This is a genomic window from Mycobacterium attenuatum (genome assembly GCF_900566085.1).
In the GTDB taxonomy this organism is placed as follows: Bacteria; Actinomycetota; Actinomycetes; order Mycobacteriales; family Mycobacteriaceae; genus Mycobacterium; species Mycobacterium attenuatum.
The window spans coordinates 1-17,363 of the sequence record NZ_UPHT01000056.1 but is presented as its reverse complement, the minus strand read 5'-3'; the positions used below and the strand labels follow the sequence as shown (position 1 = coordinate 17,363).

The 17,363-nt window shown below is 66.3% G+C and carries 10 protein-coding genes and 1 pseudogene; 4 read left to right on the top strand and 7 right to left on the bottom strand.

The window, feature by feature from the left end:
• Nucleotides 1-350 precede the first annotated feature (350 nt).
• The 3 genes from EET13_RS09545 to EET13_RS09530 all read left to right on the top strand — a co-directional run bounded on the left by EET13_RS09545 (nt 351) and on the right by EET13_RS09530 (nt 3,810).
• On the top strand, nt 351-542 hold the full coding sequence (locus EET13_RS09545) for a hypothetical protein (RefSeq protein WP_122442062.1): 192 nt from the start codon (nt 351-353) through the stop codon (nt 540-542).
• Nucleotides 543-556: 14 nt separating this feature from the next.
• Nucleotides 557-1,840 carry a PPE family protein gene (locus EET13_RS09540; protein WP_122442061.1) on the top strand — a complete coding sequence of 428 codons (1,284 nt, stop codon included), beginning with the start codon at nt 557-559 and terminating at the stop codon, nt 1,838-1,840.
• Between the two features lie 800 nt (nt 1,841-2,640).
• On the top strand, nt 2,641-3,810 hold the full coding sequence (locus EET13_RS09530) for a PPE family protein (protein ID WP_122442059.1): 1,170 nt from the start codon (nt 2,641-2,643) through the stop codon (nt 3,808-3,810).
• Nucleotides 3,811-3,870: 60 nt separating this feature from the next.
• On the opposite strand, the gene EET13_RS09525 is transcribed toward EET13_RS09530, so the two are convergent.
• The 7 genes and pseudogenes from EET13_RS09525 to EET13_RS09490 all read right to left on the bottom strand — a co-directional run bounded on the left by EET13_RS09525 (nt 3,871) and on the right by EET13_RS09490 (nt 16,490).
• Complete coding sequence (locus EET13_RS09525) at nt 3,871-4,611, bottom strand: gamma-glutamyl-gamma-aminobutyrate hydrolase family protein (protein ID WP_122442058.1); 741 nt, start codon at nt 4,609-4,611, stop codon at nt 3,871-3,873.
• Nucleotides 4,612-4,859: 248 nt separating this feature from the next.
• Complete coding sequence (locus EET13_RS09520; protein WP_122442057.1) at nt 4,860-5,414, bottom strand: alpha/beta hydrolase; 555 nt, start codon at nt 5,412-5,414, stop codon at nt 4,860-4,862.
• A gap of 72 nt (nt 5,415-5,486) precedes the next feature.
• A complete protein-coding gene (locus tag EET13_RS09515; RefSeq protein WP_122442056.1) occupies nt 5,487-11,984 on the bottom strand; it encodes a PPE domain-containing protein in 6,498 nt (2,165 codons plus the stop codon).
• 236 nt (nt 11,985-12,220) lie between these two features.
• Entirely contained in the window at nt 12,221-13,723 is a 1,503-nt protein-coding gene (locus EET13_RS09510) for a cobyric acid synthase (RefSeq protein WP_122442055.1), read from the bottom strand.
• A gap of 31 nt (nt 13,724-13,754) precedes the next feature.
• The gene (gene map, locus EET13_RS09505) at nt 13,755-14,612 is read right to left on the bottom strand and encodes a type I methionyl aminopeptidase (RefSeq protein WP_122442054.1); all 858 of its coding nucleotides are present in this window, start codon (nt 14,610-14,612) and stop codon (nt 13,755-13,757) included.
• A gap of 206 nt (nt 14,613-14,818) precedes the next feature.
• A pseudogene (locus EET13_RS09495) lies at nt 14,819-15,295 on the bottom strand (PE family protein); the annotation flags it as partial.
• Nucleotides 15,296-15,905: 610 nt separating this feature from the next.
• Nucleotides 15,906-16,490: a DUF1707 SHOCT-like domain-containing protein gene (locus EET13_RS09490; RefSeq protein ID WP_122442051.1), complete on the bottom strand. Its 585-nt coding sequence runs from the start codon at nt 16,488-16,490 to the stop codon at nt 15,906-15,908.
• Nucleotides 16,491-16,704: 214 nt separating this feature from the next.
• On the opposite strand from EET13_RS09490, the gene EET13_RS09485 reads away from it, so the two are divergent.
• On the top strand, nt 16,705-17,363 hold a 659-nt coding region (locus EET13_RS09485), incomplete at its 3' end, for a PE family protein (protein WP_136623142.1).

Sequence of the window (17,363 nt, the reverse complement as noted above, 5' to 3'; positions counted from 1 at the left end):
CCTGTGGTCAGGTCGAGGAGAAATGGACGGCCGCGGCCGGATGCCACGACTGACCGGTGTCGGCCAATCGGCTTGGGTCCTTCTCAAGCCGCGGTCGCCACCGCGCTGCCGCCGATGTGACACGAGGTTGACCTGGCAACCGTTGCACACCAGGATCTTTCGAGCGGGAAACCGCTGAACGGGGGCTTTGCCCTGCCGTGGGATGAATCATCGCTCCCCTGCTTGATGAGCTGAAACCTGGTTCAGCGGGCCATCTTTCATGCACGTCGACCTGTCGTTACCTGTCGTTGTCGTGCATTCCGGCCGTGCGCGCACGCCGGCTCCGGAACCACATCCGAAGGAACCAACTCATGCCATTCGTCCACATCATACCGGAAACACTGTCCCCGGCCGCCCAGAACCGGCAATCGTTCGGCGCGGTCGCAGTTGTGGCCGATGCCGTCGTCGCCTATGCATCGGCTTTAACCACAATGCAATTCGTCGTGCCGGGCCAGATAACCCGTGCGGTCTGCACGGCGGCCAACGCAGCCGTCACGGCCTGAGGAGGTGTAGAGCAATGGATTACGCAGCGCTGCCGCCGGAAGTCAACTCCGCCCGCATGTACACCGGCCCGGGCTGCGGCCCGATGCTGAACGCCGCGCTGGCCTGGGACGGCTTGGCCAGCGCATTGAGCTTGACCGCAAGGGAATACGGGACGGTCATCGCCGGCATGACGAGCGGGCCGTGGCGGGGGCCGGCATCGGCAGCCATGGCCGCAGCCGGCGGCCCCTACGTCGCGTGGCTGGCGAGCACCGCGTCGGCGGCACTACGGGCGTCGGGTCAGGCCAAAGCCGCTGCCGCGGCATACGAGGCTGCGTTCGCCATGACGGTGCCCCCGGCGGTGATCGCGGCCAACCGTGCCCAACTGGCATCCCTGGTCGCAACCAATCTGCTGGGCCAAAACACGCCGGCGATCGCTGCCACCGAGGCGCTCTACGGCCAGATGTGGGCTCAAGACGCCACGGCGATGTACAGCTACGCCGGCTCCTCGGCGGCGGCATCACAATTGGCCCCGTTCGCCGATGCGCCCGTGACCACCAATGGCGACGCGGGCGGCCTCGTCCGGGCCGCCTCGGGGACCAGCAGGGCGAGCCAGGGCGCGCTGTCGCAAGTCATGCAGACCGTGCCCGACGCACTGCAGGGCCTGGCCGCACCCGCCGGAGCGAGCACTGCCGGTGCCGATCTGGTTGGCCTGCTGGGGTCTGGCATGGAGGATTGGATCGGCCTCGCGGGAGCCGACTTATCCAGCCCGGCAGGCATTCTCAATTTCCTGTCCGGAGCCGATGGATCGCCGCTTGGCGTGGCACTGAGCAGCGTCTACTTCAGCGCCCTCTCGTCCGGCTTCTACACGCCCGGCAACTTCTTGGGGACGCTGGCCGACGCCGTCGGATTGCAGGGCGCCGAGGCGGTCGAGGAGGCGGCTGCCGGCGCCGCCGAAGCCGCGACGAGCGAGCTCGGCGCCGCGGGTGGACTTGCGGGTGGACTTGCGGGTGGACTTGCGGGTGGACTTGCGGGTGGACTTGCGGGTGGACTAGGTAGCGCGGCGTCGGCGGGAGTGGGCAATGCCGCGACGATCGGACCGTTGTCGGTACCGCCGGCCTGGACCGCGACATCGTCGTTCGGTGCCCCCGCGTTGGCGTTGCCGTCGCATGTCACCGGTGCCGCGCCGGCGTTGCCGGGAGCAGCGCCCAGCATGCTCGGCGGAATGCCGCTGAGCAGCCTGGGCGGGCGCGGTTTCGCCGAAGCCCCCCGCTACGTGTTCCGACCAACCGTGATGATGCATCCCCCGGCCGCCGGGTAGCAGCGCGGCCGGCAGCCGAAAACCGGTACAAACGTTCACATGTCGGACGGTGCCACCGCTGGTAGAGTGGGTGCACTGTGAGTTTGCGGGGCCGGGGTGGATCAACGCGATGGCAGCAGGCCATCGCCGTTGTCGCCGCTCTGAGTTTGCTATCTGCCCTTGCCGGATGCTGGGCATTGCGGGTCGAGCGTGCCACGTGGTTGGCGGATCCGGTCGTGGCGTCACACGATGCTGTGGGTATCGGTCCGGCGCGCAACGAGATTGGCACCCGCGCCACCGGCAATTCCGACCACGGCTCCTCCTCGAGGGGCCATAAGCCGTTCAAAAGCCCTGGCCTGAAACGTGATCGCCCACCGACATGGTCGCGTTCGGCGCCACCGCAGTGGTCGTTGCCGACGCCGGCCTCACTGACCGCCGCCGGGCACCCCCCGGACGTGCCGCGCGCCCGAGCGCCGGCGGTTGCCGCATCCAGCCAGGACATTGTGAACCTACTCTGCGTCGCACGCTGCTGACGCGCCGCTTCCCGGCGCCTGGCGACCCCTCGTCACAACCGCGTCAGCGCCGGTGAGAGTTCAACCGTGGCAGCGGTATCGCCGCAATGGGCGTACACGATCCCATCGCGCCCATCGCGCTCATCGCGCTGCCTGAAATCGCCTGACACGAGCGAATCAAGCCGGCGCCCCGGTTGGCGCGCCCCGGCGCAGCTTACCCATGCCTCAAGGAGATCTCATGTTCTATTGCAGCACAACGCAATCCATCATCGACATAGTCGGCCGTCCGCTGGCCCGGGAGAATTAATAATGGATTTCGGTAGTTTGCCGCCGGAAATCAACTCCGGCCGCATGTATTCCGGTCCGGGTTCGGCGTCCATCTTGACCGCCGCGGCGGCCTGGGACGCGCTGTCCGCCGAGCTGTACGCGGCGGCCAGCGGTATCGGTTCAGCGACCTCCGGGCTGGCCGCCGACTGGCTCGGTCCGGCGGCGACAGCGATGACCCAAGCCGTAACGCCCCTTACCGCGTGGCTCGCCGCCACGGCGGGCCAGGCCGAACAGGCGGCGCTCCAGGCACAGGCGGCCGCCGCCGCTCACGCGGCGGCGTTCGCGGCAACCGTTCCGCCGCCGGTGATCGCCGCCAATCGGGCAGTGCTGACGGCTCTGATCGCGACCAACATCCTGGGTCAGAACAGCCCGGCGATCGCAGCCACCGAGGCCCAATACGAGTACATGTGGGCTCAAGACGCTGTCGCGATGTATGCCTATGCCGGCGCTTCCGCGAGCGCCGCCAGGCTGACCCCGTTCACCGCGCCCCCGTCCGTCGTCGACCCGGCCGGGCCGGCCAGCCAACGCGCCGGCCTCGCCAGGGCAGACGGTGCCGCAACGGCCACCCAAGTGCAGGAGACCCTTCTGGCGGGGTCTGAGCTGCTCTCGACGCTGCCGCAGGCGCTTCAAGGGCTATCCGTGTCGGCGACGGTTAATTCGTTGGACACCGCCCTTACGTCGGTGTCGACGTCGCTGTCGAAACTGAGCTCGCTCACCGTACCGTTGAATTTCGCGATGTATCCGCTGAACTACCTCGACAAGGGCATGGGGTTCGCCAAGGCGGCCACGGCGCCGGTCACCGCGGCCGCCGCGGGTGCGATGAAGGCCGTCGATTACGGGACGCGCTCGTTGGGGTCGCTGTTGCCCGGCCCAGGCGGCGGCGCCGGGCTGGCCGCGTCCATGGGCCGCAGCATGTCGATAGGCGCGCTGTCGGTGCCGCATGCCTGGACCGCTGTGTCGGCAAGCGCCCCCTCGGTGGGGTCGTCAGCTGCCGGCTGGAGCGCTGCGTTGTCCGGACCGGCGGAGGCCGGGCCATCGGGCGTGCCGTTCGTACCGCTGACGAGCATGGGCGGGCGAGATAGCGGCGGCCCTTCGGCTTCGCGGTTCGAGCTGCGTTCCACCGTCGTTCCCCGGTCGCCGGCGGGTGGATGACCGCGCGGCGCTCGTGCGGGTGGTGATCTCGGCTGCGGTGTCGGCCCCAGGGGGCAGCACTCAGCGGTCAGCGTACCCGCGGGCCGCCTCCACCAGCCCGGCGAACAACCGCAAGTCGTCCAGGGCCTTCTCCGGATGCCATTGCACCGCAAGCACAAATCGGCTTCCGGGCAACTCCAGCGCTTCCACCACGCCGTCGGCGTCGGTCGCGCTGACCACCAGACCTGCCGCGACGTCGCCGACCGCCTGATGGTGATAGCAGGGTACGTCGGCGGCCTCCCCGATCAGCCCGGCCAACCGGGTGCCCGACACCGTGCTGACCGGCAAGGTGGTGAACACCGCATTGCCCGCGCAATGCCCGCTGTGGCCGATGACGTCGGGGAGGTGCTGATGCAGCGTGCCGCCGAGCGCGACGTTGAGCAACTGCACGCCGCGACAGATCCCGAGCACCGGCAATCCCCGCTCCAGCGCGCCCTTCAGCAACGCGAATTCCCAGGAGTCGCGGCAGGTTCGCGGTCGGTCGGTGGCCGGATGCGGTTGTTGACCGTACGCCGCGGGATCGAGGTCATATCCCCCGGTGATCACCAACGCATGCAAGCCGTCCAGCACCCGGTCGGCTATCTCGGGATCCACCTGCTGCGGCGGCAGCAACACCGCGATACCGCCCGCCATGATGACAGCATCGGAGTAGTCGGCGGGCAGGTAGCTCGCGGCGACGTTCCAGATGCCGGCCTGCACCTGCTCCCGATAGGTCGTCAGACCGACTACCGGCCGCCGGCCCGTAAAAGCGTTCGAAACCACGTTGGCTCCTCAATAGATCACGCCGCATTCAACCCGGCGAGCTTCACCTGAGCATTGTGGTGCGCGACGGACCCTCGCCGCCCGGCACCGGCCGCGGCGCCCGCGCACCGCTGCCTCGGCTGCCGCTAGCGAGCAACCAGCGGAAAGCATTGTGGGACACGATAAATGAAGCGAAACCGAGCCGAAGCACCGGGCACGGCGATATCGCTTGCCGAACTCGACATCACGACATGCCGCTCGACGACCCACTACCAGCCGCTGGTACGCAGGACGATCTCGGTGGCCAACTGCGCGGACGAGTCGTTTGCATTGCGTCTCGCCGGAAGGTCCACGACGCGGTAATCGGCGTAGACCAGTCGCTGGCTGTCCTGGGCGACTTTCCGCGCCGCCGGAGAACTCACCAGCACGGTGGTACTGATTTCCACCGGCGGGCAGTGAGCGTCGCGGATCACGCCGTTGACATCGGCCACGCGCGGATGCCCGCGATCGATGACCACCAGACCGGCGAACCGACCCAGCCGAGTCGCCGCCAGTTCCCAAGCGAGCTCGCCACCGGCACGGTCACCGACCACCACCGCCCAGCCGATCGCCAGGACGTCAAGGATGCCCATCACGGACTTGGGGGTCAGCCGCGCGTCAGCGCCGATAACGACGGTCCGAAGCGATGCCGTATGCAGGCGTTCACAAATCGCACCGTAGGCCGCGACGGCACGCTGCTCAGCACCGAGGATGGTGACGACGACGCCCGCTTCCGGACCCGATACCGCTACCGGAACCGGAAATCCGTCGAGCGTGGTCATCATCGAGGACACTTACGCCAAAGTACAGGGAATCTGGCTGGCTGCGCACCGGTTCCAGACGTTCGTGCGGCCCGCTCACAGAACCGTCAGCACACCGAAGACAAGGTTGGCGAGGTACAGCGCACGCGGCGCATAACCGACGTCCTCGGTTCCGGAGGTGTAGATTCCGAGGTTCTTGACGCCGGACAGCAGGGTACCGAAGTTGAGCAAGCCGGAATTGGTGACACCGAAGTCCAGCAGTCCCGACACCCCGGCGCCCAGGTTCAGCGCTCCGGAGTTTCCAAAACCGGCCAGCAGGCCACCCGAGTTTCCCGCACCCGGTGTCAGCAGGCCCGAGTTCCCTGCGCCCGGCGTCAGCCACCCCGAATTGCCCAGGCCGAAAGCCAGATAGCCCGAGTCCCCGGCGTAGATGTTGAGCAGGCCCGAGCTGCCCGCGCCCGGGTTGAGCGTCCCGGAATTCCCCGCGCCGGGGTTGTAGCTGCCGGAACTCCCGAAGCCCAGGTTTTGGTTGCCGGAGCTGCCCGCGCCTGGGTTGTTGGTGCCCGAACTGCCGGCGCCGATGTTGCCGGCGCCCGCATTGCCGGCACCGGGGTTGTCGGTGCCCGAACTGCCGGCCCCGATGTTGGCCGTGCCGGAGCTGCCGAAGCCGATGTTTCCGGTACCGGCATTGCCGCCGCCGATGTTGCTGCGGCCGGAGCTGCCGGCTGAGCCGTTGTTGTTGGTACCCGAGCTTCCCGCGCTTCCAGCGTTGTCTTGGCCCGAGTCTCCCCCGGTGCCCGAGTTGCCCGAACCCGAGCTGCCCTGCGCCGCGATGTTGCCGGTCCCCGAGCTGCCGAACGTCACCGCGTTGTTGCCGCTGCCCGAGTTGCCCGCGCTGCCGTTGTTGCCGGTCCCCGAGTTGCCGCCGCTGCCGTTGTTGTCCTTGCCCGAATTGCCGGCGGTTCCGTTGTTGCCCGAGCCGGAGCTGCCTCCCGAGGCGTTGTTACCCGAGCCCGAAGTGCCTGCGCCACCATTGTTTCCGGTGCCTGACTGCCCGCCGCTACCGTTGTTGTTGAAGCCCGAGTTGCCGCCGCTGCCGTTATTGCCGGTGCCGGAACTTCCCCCGGCCGCGGCATTACTGCTGCCCGAGCTTCCAAAGGTGGCCCCGGTGTTGCTGGCCCCCGAGTTGCCGCCGCCGCCGCTGTTGCTCTGGCCGGAGTTGCCCGCGCTTCCGGAGTTGCCGCTACCTGAGTTGCCGCCGCCGCCCGAATTGCCGCTGCCCGAATTGCCACCGGCTGCGAAATTGCCGGAGCCGGAGCTTCCGAGGGTGACTCCGGTGTTGTTGCTTCCCGAATTGCCCGCACTGCCGCTGTTGTTGTGACCGGAGTTGCCGGCACTTCCGGAGTTGCCGCTGCCTGAGTTGCCCGCGCTGCCTGAGTTGCCGGTGCCGGAGTTACCTCCGGCACCACCGTTGTTGTGCCCGGAACTTCCGGAGGACCCGTTGTTGTTGGTGCCCGAGTTTCCGGCGCCGCCGCTGTTGTCGGTGCCGGACTGCCCGGCGCTGCCGCTGTTGCGGAAGCCGGAGTTCCCGCCGGCGGCCGAGTTGCCGACACCCGAAGTTCCATTGCCGCCGGTGTTGTTACTGCCGGCATTGCCCCCACCAGCTGTCCCATTGTGGTCACCCGAATTGCCCCCACCCGCACCGCCGTTGAAGGAACCTGAATTCCCGCCGCCGGCAACGTTATTGCTCAATCCGGAGTTACCACCACCGGGACTGCTGTTGTTTTCACCTGAGTTTCCGCCGTTGGCGAACCCACCGTTGTTCTTGCCGGAATTACCCGAACTACCGGCACCACCGTTGTGGGAACCCGAGTTTCCACCGCCCACTCCGCCGTTGTCGGACCCCGAGTTACCGCCGCCCGCGCCACCGTTGTTCGAACCGGACCACCCACCGCCCAGGCCATTGTTGTCGTGACCCGATGAACCGAACGATAGGTTGTTGGAGCCGGACGAACCGGGGAGGTTGCCCGTACCCGAAGCCAGCACCAGGGGGCCATCGCCGCTGTTACCGTTACCGATGTTGTAGTTGCCCGAATTGTTGTTGCCCGTGTTGAGATTCCCGGAGTTCTTATTGCCGGTATTGGTGTTGCCGGTGTTTTCGTCGCCGGTGTTGGTGCTGCCCGAGTTGTTGTTTCCCGTGTTGGTGCTACCGCTGTTTCCGTCGCCGGTGTTGGTGTGGCCGGAGTTGAGGTTGCCGGTGTTGGTGTTGCCCGAGTTGAACCCATCCGCCCTGCTGGGGTCACCATAGGTGTTGGTGTTGCCCGAGTTGAAGTTGCCGGTGTTGGTCTTGCCACTGTTGCCGTTGCCGGTGTTGGTGTCGCCGGCGTTGGTGTTGCCGGTATTGGTGCGGCCCGAGTTCCCGTCGCCGGTGTTGGTGAACCCGGAGTTGTAGTTGCCGGTGTTGGTGTTACCGGAGTTGTAGTCGAATCGGTTGGTGTTGCCGGAGTTGGCGCTGCCGGTGTTGGTGAAGCCGGAGTTCTTGTCGCCGGTATTGGTGTTGCCCGAGTTGGCGTTGCCGGTGTTGGTATTGCCGGAATTGCGGTCGCCCGTGTCGGTGAACCCGGAGTTGTAGTTGCCGGTGTTGGTGTTGCCCGAGTTGTAACTGCCGGTATTGGTATTGCCGGAGTTATATCCATCCGGGTTACCGGCATTGCCATAGGTGTTGGTGCTGCCCGAGTTGAAGTTGCCGGTGTTGGTCTTACCGCTGTTGCCGTTGCCGGTGTTGGTGTTGCCAGCGTTGTAGTTGCCGGTGTTGGTGTTGCCCGAGTTGTAACTGCCGGTGTTGGTGTTGCCCGAGTTGTACCCATCCGGCCTGGTCGGGTCGCCATAGGTGTTGGTGCTGCCCGAATTCAGGTTGCCGGTGTTGGTGTTGCCCGAGTTGTAACTGCCGGTATTGGTATTGCCGGAGTTATATCCATCCGGGTTACCGGCATTGCCATAGGTGTTGGTGTTTCCCGAGTTGAGGTTGCCGGTGTTGGTGTTGCCCGAGTTGAGGTTGCCGGTGTTGGTGTTGCCCGAGTTGAGGTTGCCGGTGTTGGTGTTGCCCGAGTTGAGGTTGCCGGTGTTGGTGTTGCCCGAGTTGTAGTTGCCGGTGTTGGTGCTGCCCGAGTTGAGGTTGCCGGTGTTGGTGTTGCCCGAGTTGTAGTTGCCGGTGTTGGTGTTGCCCGAGTTGAGGTTGCCGGTGTTGGTACTGCCCGAGTTGAGGTTGCCGGTGTTAGTACCGCCCGAGTTGTAATTGCCGGTGTTAGTACCGCCAGAGTTGTACAGGCCGGTGTTGGTGCCGCCGGAGTTGTAGCTGCCGGTGTTGGTGCCGCCGGAGTTGTAGTCACCGTAGTTGGTGCCACCGGAGTTGTAATTGCCGGTATTGGTACCGCCCGAGTTGTAATTGCCGGTATTGGTCCCGCCGGAGTTGTAACTGCCGTAGTTGGTGCCCCCGGCGTTGTGGTGGCCGGTGTTGGTCCCACCGGTGTTATGGTCACCGGTGTTGGTGCCGCCGGCGTTGTAACTACCCGTGTTGGTGCCCCCGGCGTTGTAGTCACCGGTGTTGGTGCCGCCCGAGTTGTAGCTGCCGGTGTTGGTGCCGCCCGAGTTGAAGTTGCCGGTGTTGGTGCCGCCCGAGTTGAAGTTGCCGGTGTTGGTGCTACCCGAGTTGAACAGGCCGGTGTTGGTGCTACCCGAGTTGAACAGCCCGGTGTTGGTGCTACCCGAGTTGAACAGCCCGGTGTTGCTGTTGCCCGAATTCCATAACCCGGTGTTGAAGTTGCCCGAATTCCAGAAACCGGTGCTGTAGTTGCCGGAGTTCGACGCCAACGTATTCCCAGTGCCGGAATTCCACCAGCCGGTGTTACCGTCACCAGAGTTGCCGAAGCCGATGTTGTAATTGCCTGAATTCCCGAAGCCGATGTTTCCGTGGCCCGAGTTGCCGAACCCGATGTTGAAGTTTCCAGAATTGCCGAGGCCGAGGTTGAACCAGCCTGAGTTCAGACCGCCGATACCCACCTGGCTGTCGCCGGTGAGTCCGAGTCCGAAGTTGTTGTTGCCGCTGTTGCCGAACCCGACGTTGTTGTTTCCGGTGTTGCCCCAGCCGATGTTGTTGGTGCCGTTGTTTCCGCCACCCTGATTGGCACTGCCGATGTTGCCCATGCCTGGATTGTTGTTGCCGAGGTTGCCGTTGCCCAGATTGCCGTCGCCCCGGTTTCCCTGGCCGGCGTTTCCGCTGCCGTAGTTACCGGCACCCTGGTTGGAATTTCCGAAGTTACCGCTGCCGCCGTTACCGCTGCCGGTGTTGCCGCCGCCGGAATTGGTGTTGCCGATGTTTCCGTGCCCGATGTTGCCGCTGCCCTGGTTGCCGCTGCCCTGGTTGTTGTCGCCGGTCCCTAAGAGCCCGCTACCGCGGTTGCCGCTGCCGGCATTGTTGTTGCCGATATTGCCGTTGCCCGTGTTGCCGCTGCCCTGGTTACCGCTGCCCTGGTTGTTGTCGCCGGTCCCCAATCCGATACCGCGGTTGCCGCTACCCCAGTTGCCGCTACCGATGTTGCCGTCGCCGGTGTTGGTGCTGCCGATATTGCCGCTACCGACGTTGCCGTCGCCCAGGTTGCCCGAACCCTGGTTGTTGTCGCCCTTGTTGCCGTAACCGGAGTTGCCGCTGCCGAAGTTACCGTCGCCGGAGTTGGTGTTGCCGCGGTTGCCCAGTCCGGAATTGGTGTCGCCGAAGTTTCCATTGCCGGTGTTGGCATTGCCGGTATTTCCGTTTCCTTGGTTGTTGTCGCCCTTGTTGCCGAAGCCCGTGTTGCCGCTGCCGAGGTTGCCGTCGCCGGCGTTGTTGTTTCCTGCATTGCCGAAGCCGGAGTTGGTGGCACCTTTGTTGCCGTCACCGGTGTTTCCGCTCCCCGCATTTCCGGTACCGCGGTTGTTGTTGCCCTTGTTGCCGTCGCCGGCGTTGGCGTTGCCGATGTTGCCGTCGCCGGTGTTCGTGTGGCCCTTGTTGCCGTCGCCGACGTTCGTGGCGCCCAGGTTGCCATTGCCGGAATTGGTGTCGCCGTTGTTGGCGTTGCCGGTGTTGCCGGTGCCGAGATTGCCATCACCGGAGTTGTTGGTGCCCTTGTTGCCGTCGCCGCTGTTGCCCAGCCCTACGTTTCCGTCGCCGGAGTTGCTGTTGCCCTTGTTGCCGTGGCCGATATTTCCGTTGCCGAGGTTTCCGCTACCGGAGTTGTTGTCGCCCTTGTTTCCGTCGCCGGAGTTGCCGCTGCCGATGTTGCCGTTGCCGGGGTTGCCCGCCGCCGGATTGCCACTGTTGTTGTTGCCGTCGCCGGCGTTGTTGCTGCCGATGTTGCCGTCACCGTCGTTGTTGTTGCCCGTGTTGCCGCTGCCCACGTTGTTGTCGCCGCGGTTGCCGTCGCCGGCGTTGCCGGTCCCCTGGTTGCCGTTGCCCTGATTGCCGCTGCCGGTATTGCCGCTACCGGGATTGTTGGCGCCGGTGTTGCCGTCGCCCTGATTGCCGTTGCCGCGGTTGCCGTCACCGGAGTTGAAGCTGCCCGTGTTCCCGCTGCCCGGATTGTTGCTACCGCGGTTGCCGTCGCCGGCGTTGCCGCTGCCCTGGTTACCGCTGCCCTGGTTACCGCTGCCGGTGTTACCGCTACCGGGGTTGTTGTCGCCGATATTGCCGTTGCCCCGGTTACCGCTGCCCCGGTTGCCGCTGCCGATATTGCCGTTGCCCTGGTTACCGCTGCCCTGGTTGCCGCTGCCACGGTTACCGCTGCCGGAGTTGTTGTCGCCGATGTTGCCGTTGCCCGTGTTTCCGCTGCCTTGGTTGCCGACTCCTGAAAGTGCCAGCGGTGCAGCAGCATTCACACCGACCGTACGCGCCGAGGCCGCATCGCCGGCCTGGCCGGCGGTCTGGGTGGAATTGCCGGTGAGCGCGGTGGCGCCGGAAGCGCCGGCCTTGGCGGCGACAGCGTCAGCACTCGCCGAGGCGCGGCCGGAGCCTCCGAGGAGCCCGCGCAGGGGGCCGGTCAGGTTGCGCAGCGCACGCTGCCAGGGCAGCAGGCGGCCGGCGGCCGCCGAGGCCCCCGAATAGTAGCTCGACATCGCCGCCACGTCCTGAGCCCACATCCGCTCGTAGTCGGCCTCGGTGGCCGCTATCGCAGGGGTGTTCTGCCCGAACAGATTTGAGAACACCAACGACAGCAGCCGACCCCGGTTGGCCACCAGCGCAGCCGGATGCACTGTCGCCACCTTTGCCGCCTCGAATGCACCCGCTGCGGCTCGGGCCTGACCCGCAGCATCCTGGGCCTGCGTGGCCGCCGTATTCAGCCAACTCAGATAGGGGGTGGCCGCGCCGGCCATCGCGACCGCCGAAGGACCCTGCCAGCCGTCCGCCAGTCCGGACGTCACCGATCCGAAATCCACTGCCGCAGCGGCTAACTCGGCGGCCAACCCATCCCAGGCCAGCGCCGCGGCCAGCATCGGGCCCGCTCCGGCACCAGAAAACATTCGTGCCGAGTTGACTTCCGGCGGCAACACCGAGAAATTCATCAGGGGTCTTCTTTCAGCCGGGCCACCTCATCGCCCGCCGCCGCACGTCGTCAGCGCCCCAGCACGGTGCGGGCAATCAGGACTCGCCCCGATGCGAACATGCGCGCCTCCAGACACCAAGCACCGGCAGTCGCTGTGATCACCGAAAGCTACAGCAAGCCGGAGCACGATATCTGCGTTTCGGGAAATGGCATATCAAGCATGCGGCCGACGCGGCCGCCGACCACTTCGCCTGCCTAACCGCGCAGTTCGCTGATCAGATACGGCCGTTGCGGGGGCGGCCCGGCAAGCAGGCCGAGCACCGACTCGACGTCGACATGCGAGGCCAGCAGATCGGCCGTCAGATCCAGCTGAGCGTCACGGCGCGCCGCCACGTTGACACCGTCGGCAACCACGAACCCGCTCCGGCCGGCAGCGTCGGCCACCTGCATGAGCCAGGCGCGACGGAAGTCGTCGTTGTCGAGCAGACCGTGCCAGTGGGTGCCGAAAACCGCGCCCGACCGTACGCCTTGTATCTCGGAGTCGATGTCGAACCACCCCGTCTCGGCGCAGCGGGCCAGCCGCCCATGATGGATTTCGTAACCGCGCAACGGCGACTGCCAGCGCCGCAGCCTCTTGACCGCGTCGAACACGATGTCGGCGTCCAACAACCCCAGCCCAGCCACCAGCCCGGCCCCGGTTTCGACGGTGTCTTCGATGCTGCGACACAGCATTTGGAAACCGCCGCAGATGCCCAGCACCGGCCTGCCCGCACGCGCGTGCTCGACGATTCCGCCGGCCAGGCCACGGTCACGCAGCCACGACAGGTCGGCGACGGTAGCTTTGCTGCCGGGTAACACGACCAGGTCGGCGTCGGCCAGGTCGACGGGTTCGGTAACCCAGCGCACCAGTACGCCTGGCTCACAGGCCAACGCTTCGGCATCGGTGGAGTTGGAGATTCGGGGTAACCGGACCACCGCCACCCGCAGCCACTGCCCGCCGCGAGGTGGCTCCGGCGTGCCGACGACCCGGTGAGCTACCACCGACAGCGAGTCCTCGGCGTCGAGCCAGAGCTGCTCGACGTGGGGCAGCACCCCGTAGGTGGGACGTCCGGTCGACTCCAGCAGCTGCTGCAGGCCGGGCTGCAGCAGCGCGGGGTCACCACGAAACTTATTGACAATGAAGCCCGCAATGTGTGCCTGGTCCTCGGGATCGAGCACCGCGACCGTCCCGAACAGGTGGGCCAGCAAGCCGCCACGGTCGATGTCGCCGACCACGATCACCGGCAGGTTGGCTGCGCGTGCCAGCCCCATGTTTGCTAAATCTGTTGCCCGGAGGTTGATTTCGGCAGGTGAGCCGGCGCCCTCGCAGATCACCGCATCGAACTCGGCTCGCAGGCTTGATAATTCGCCGAGAACCAGGCCGGCCAGCCTATCGCGGTGCTGCAAGTAGCCGGCCGCCGTGACACTATCGGCAACGTGGCCGCGCACGACCAGTTGCGACGTCCGGTCGCTGCCCGGCTTGAGCAGGATCGGGTTGAACCGCACGCTGGGCTCCAACCCGGCCGCGCGAGCCTGGATGGCCTGAGCGCGGCCTATCTCGCCGCCTTCGACGGCGACGGCGGAATTATTGGACATGTTCTGGGCCTTGAACGGCGCCACTCGGACGCCGCCGCGGGCCAGCAACCGGCACAGGCCCGCAACCACCACCGACTTGCCGGCATCGGAACTGGTTCCGGCAACCAGCAGTGCCCCGCTCACGTGGTTGTGGCGAGCAGACGCGGTGAGAAAGTCACGGCAACGTAAGGATTTCCACGCCGGTGTCGGTGATTAGCAGCGTGTGCTCGAACTGCGCGGTCCATTTGCGGTCCTTGGTGACCACCGTCCAGCCGTCGTCCCAGATCTCGTATTCCAAAGTTCCCAGGTTGATCATCGGCTCGATGGTGAAGGTCATGCCCGGCTGCATGATCGTTTCCACCGCGGGCTGGTCGTAATGCAGCACGACCAACCCGTTGTGGAACGTGGTGCCGATGCCGTGACCGGTGAAGTCGCGAACCACGTTGTAGCCGAATCGATTTGCGTAGGATTCGATAACCCTTCCGATGACCGACAATGCACGCCCGGGTTTGACGGCGTTGATCGCACGCATCGTCGCCTCGCGGGTCCGCTCCACGAGCAGGCGGTGTTCTTCGGCGACCTCACCGGCCAGGAAGGTCGCGTTCGTGTCGCCGTGCACACCATCGAAGTAAGCGGTGACATCGATGTTGACGATGTCGCCGTCGGCGATCACCGTCGAGTCGGGGATTCCGTGACAGATGACCTCGTTGAGCGACGTGCAGCACGACTTCGGGAACCCCTTGTAGCCCAGCGTCGACGGATACGCGCCATTGTCGAGCATGTACTCGTGGGCGATCCGGTCCAGTTCGTCGGTGGACACCCCCGGGGCGACGGCCCTACCGGACTCGGCCAGGGCGCCGGCCGCGATCCGGCCCGCGACGCGCATCTTCTCGATCACCTCGGGTGTTTGCACCCACGGTTCGGTGCCCTCCTTAGCGGTCGGCTTGCCGACATATTCGGGGCGCGCGATCCACGTGGGCACCGGCCGCATCGGGGACAGGACGCCGGGAGAAAGCGCGGTGCGAGCAGGCATCCCGCTAGCTTAGTGGTCGCGCCCGTAAGTTCGTCGCGGATGGCGTGCCTGCCTGTTGCTGATGTGGCGGAGAACCGCCCAACGTGCACTCACGGTGCGCTTCCAGCCCGGATTTTCCGCCATGGGTACACGTCCGGCGCGGTGTTCGCAAGAGCGGTCGATGTGCATCCGGAACTGCACCCAGGACACCACCGTCATGATCAAGCAAGCCCCGGCGCCCTGCCGGTTCCGCCGGCACCGGACCCACCATTGCCGCCATTGCCCCACAAGATCCCACCCGCACCACCGGGCTGCCCAGTACCCGGGGCGCGGTCAGCGCCGTTGCCGATCGGCAGACGCCCGAACAAGGCGTTGGTGGGCGCATTGATCAGGTCAAGCAGCGGCTGTAGGGGTCCCGCGCTGGTGGCCTCGGCGGTCGCATAGCTCACCACTCCAACGGCCACCGCCTGCACGAACGAATCATGAAGCAGCGCAACCTGCGTGCTCAGTGCCTGATAGTCCCGGGCATAACCACCGAACAGCGATGCGATAGCTGCCGACACCGCATCCTGCGCCGCAACGGCCAAGGACGTCGGCCAACTCGCAGCCGCCGCATTTGCCGCCCGAAGCGCCGACCCCATACCCGTCAAATCCTCGGCGGCCGCTCCCATGGCCTCAGGCGAAACGATCACAAACGACGACATCGAGCTCCCACCGGCCGGAGGAAAACCGAGGCAGTCAAGCATCTATACCGATATGCCAGGCATATCGCACTCGTCACGGACATCTCGGCCGACGCCTCACCTGAATCGATTCGGCAATAGTAGCCGGCATTGCGTCCCGTTCGTGGCCGAGCTGCAGCATGCGCGCTGGTCACGCAGTATGTCGAGCCGCCTTAGCGGTCGTGCGCGTAAGTTCGTCGGGCTCACGCCGCACGGGGTCGGGCGGGATGGTCTCGGTGCATGTCGAGTCTGGTGAGTAGGTCGTCCAAGTCGGTGGTGGTGAACTTGTGCGGATGCAGATAACCACTCGGCGCGACAACCTCCAAGATCAACGGACGTCGTCTTGACCGTATGAATCCACCGGCCGGAAACCCACCGCGAGTGCACGTTGGGCGGGCCTTAGCCACATCAGCAACAGCAGGGCACGCCATCCCGACGAACCTACGGGCGCGACCACTTAGTCGTGGCCGCGCGACGGTCCGCCACTGCGCCGCAATGGCCGCCGCCCGGGCAGACGATGCGCCGGCACCGGCTGGGCACCCCGCTAGACCGCACCGAACAGGACAGCTGCTGCACCGCCGCGCGGCGCGAGTCAGGCCTGGTAGCGGCGCAGCAATGCCCGGCGTGGTCCGCGAATCACCACCGAACCGCAGACGACCCGACCGGTCAGCACCACATGCGGCGTTCCCTCCGCCGGTGCGTCTTTGCGACGGTCGCTAGCGCTGCCCACATAGACTTCGACGTCGTCGACCGAAGCACTGGCGCCCTCAGGCAGCCGCAGGTCCAGCGAACCGAACTTCATGTCGAGTTCGATGACCACCACCGGCCCGGCGAAACGGGCCTTGGTGAGGTCGAGGTCAATCGAACCCAGGCGGCGCACCAGGGCCAGCCGGGTGGGCACCATCCATTCGCCGTGGCGCTTCAACGAGCCGGCCCAGCCACGCAGCTCCACCCGGTCGGCCGCGGACCTGACGATCGCGCCGGGCCCGGGCAGGTCGCAGACCAACCCCTCCAGTTCGTTGTGAGTACGCGCAAAGGACACGCGAGACGAGCGTTGCTCGAATTCGTTGATATCGATCAGCCCCAGCGCGACGGCGTTGTGCAACCGCCGCATGGTGCCGTTGCGGTCAGCGTCGGACACCCGCAGTGTCACCATGTCCCCACCGCTGTCAGTCATGGCCCTTCCCGATCGTCCCGATCGTCCTGATCGTTGCTCACCCTCGCAACTTACCTCCGTTATCGGCCCGGCGAGCCGGCCGCATCGTCGGCAAACCCCCGGTCACGCCCACGCGATCGCGATACGATCCATCGGTCGCGGATTCGGCGTGGTCAAGGCTCAGCAGACGCTTGGGCGCGGCGAATCTGTGGATCGCCACGAACGCGAGGTGCACATGTCTTACCTGATCGCCGCTCCGGAGTCGATCCTTGCGACGGCCTCGAGCCTGTCCAGTATCGGGTCGACGATCACGTCAGCCAACGCGGCGGCCGCGCCCGCCACCCTGGAGGTGCTAGCCGCGGGCGCCGACGAGGTGTCGGCGGCCATCGCTGTGCTGTTTTCCGCGCATGCTCGCGACTTCCAGGCACTCAGCGCCCACGCGGCGGCGTTTCACGACCAATTCGTCCGCGCCTTGACGACGGGCGGGAGCGCTTATGCCGCTGCCGAGGCGGCCAACGTCCAACAGAGTCTGCTGGCCGTCATCAACGCGCCCACCCTGGCCCTGGTGGGGCGCCCGCTGATCGGTAACGGCTCCGCCGGCGCCCCGAGCACCGGGGCGAACGGGCAGGCCGGCGGAATTCTGGTCGGCAACGGAGGCGCCGGCGGCTCAGGTGCAGTCGGCCAGCGGGGCGGCAACGGCGGTGCCGCCGGGCTGTTGTTCGGCAACGGCGGCAACGGCGGCAACGGCGGCGGCTCGGCGACCGTCATCGCCGGTGACGGCGGAAACGGCGGCGCCGGCGGGCTGTTCGGCACCGGCGGGACCGGCGGCAGCGGCGGATTCGGTCTCAACGGAGGTGCCGGCGGCGCCGGCGGAGCGGCCGGCCTCTTCGGCAC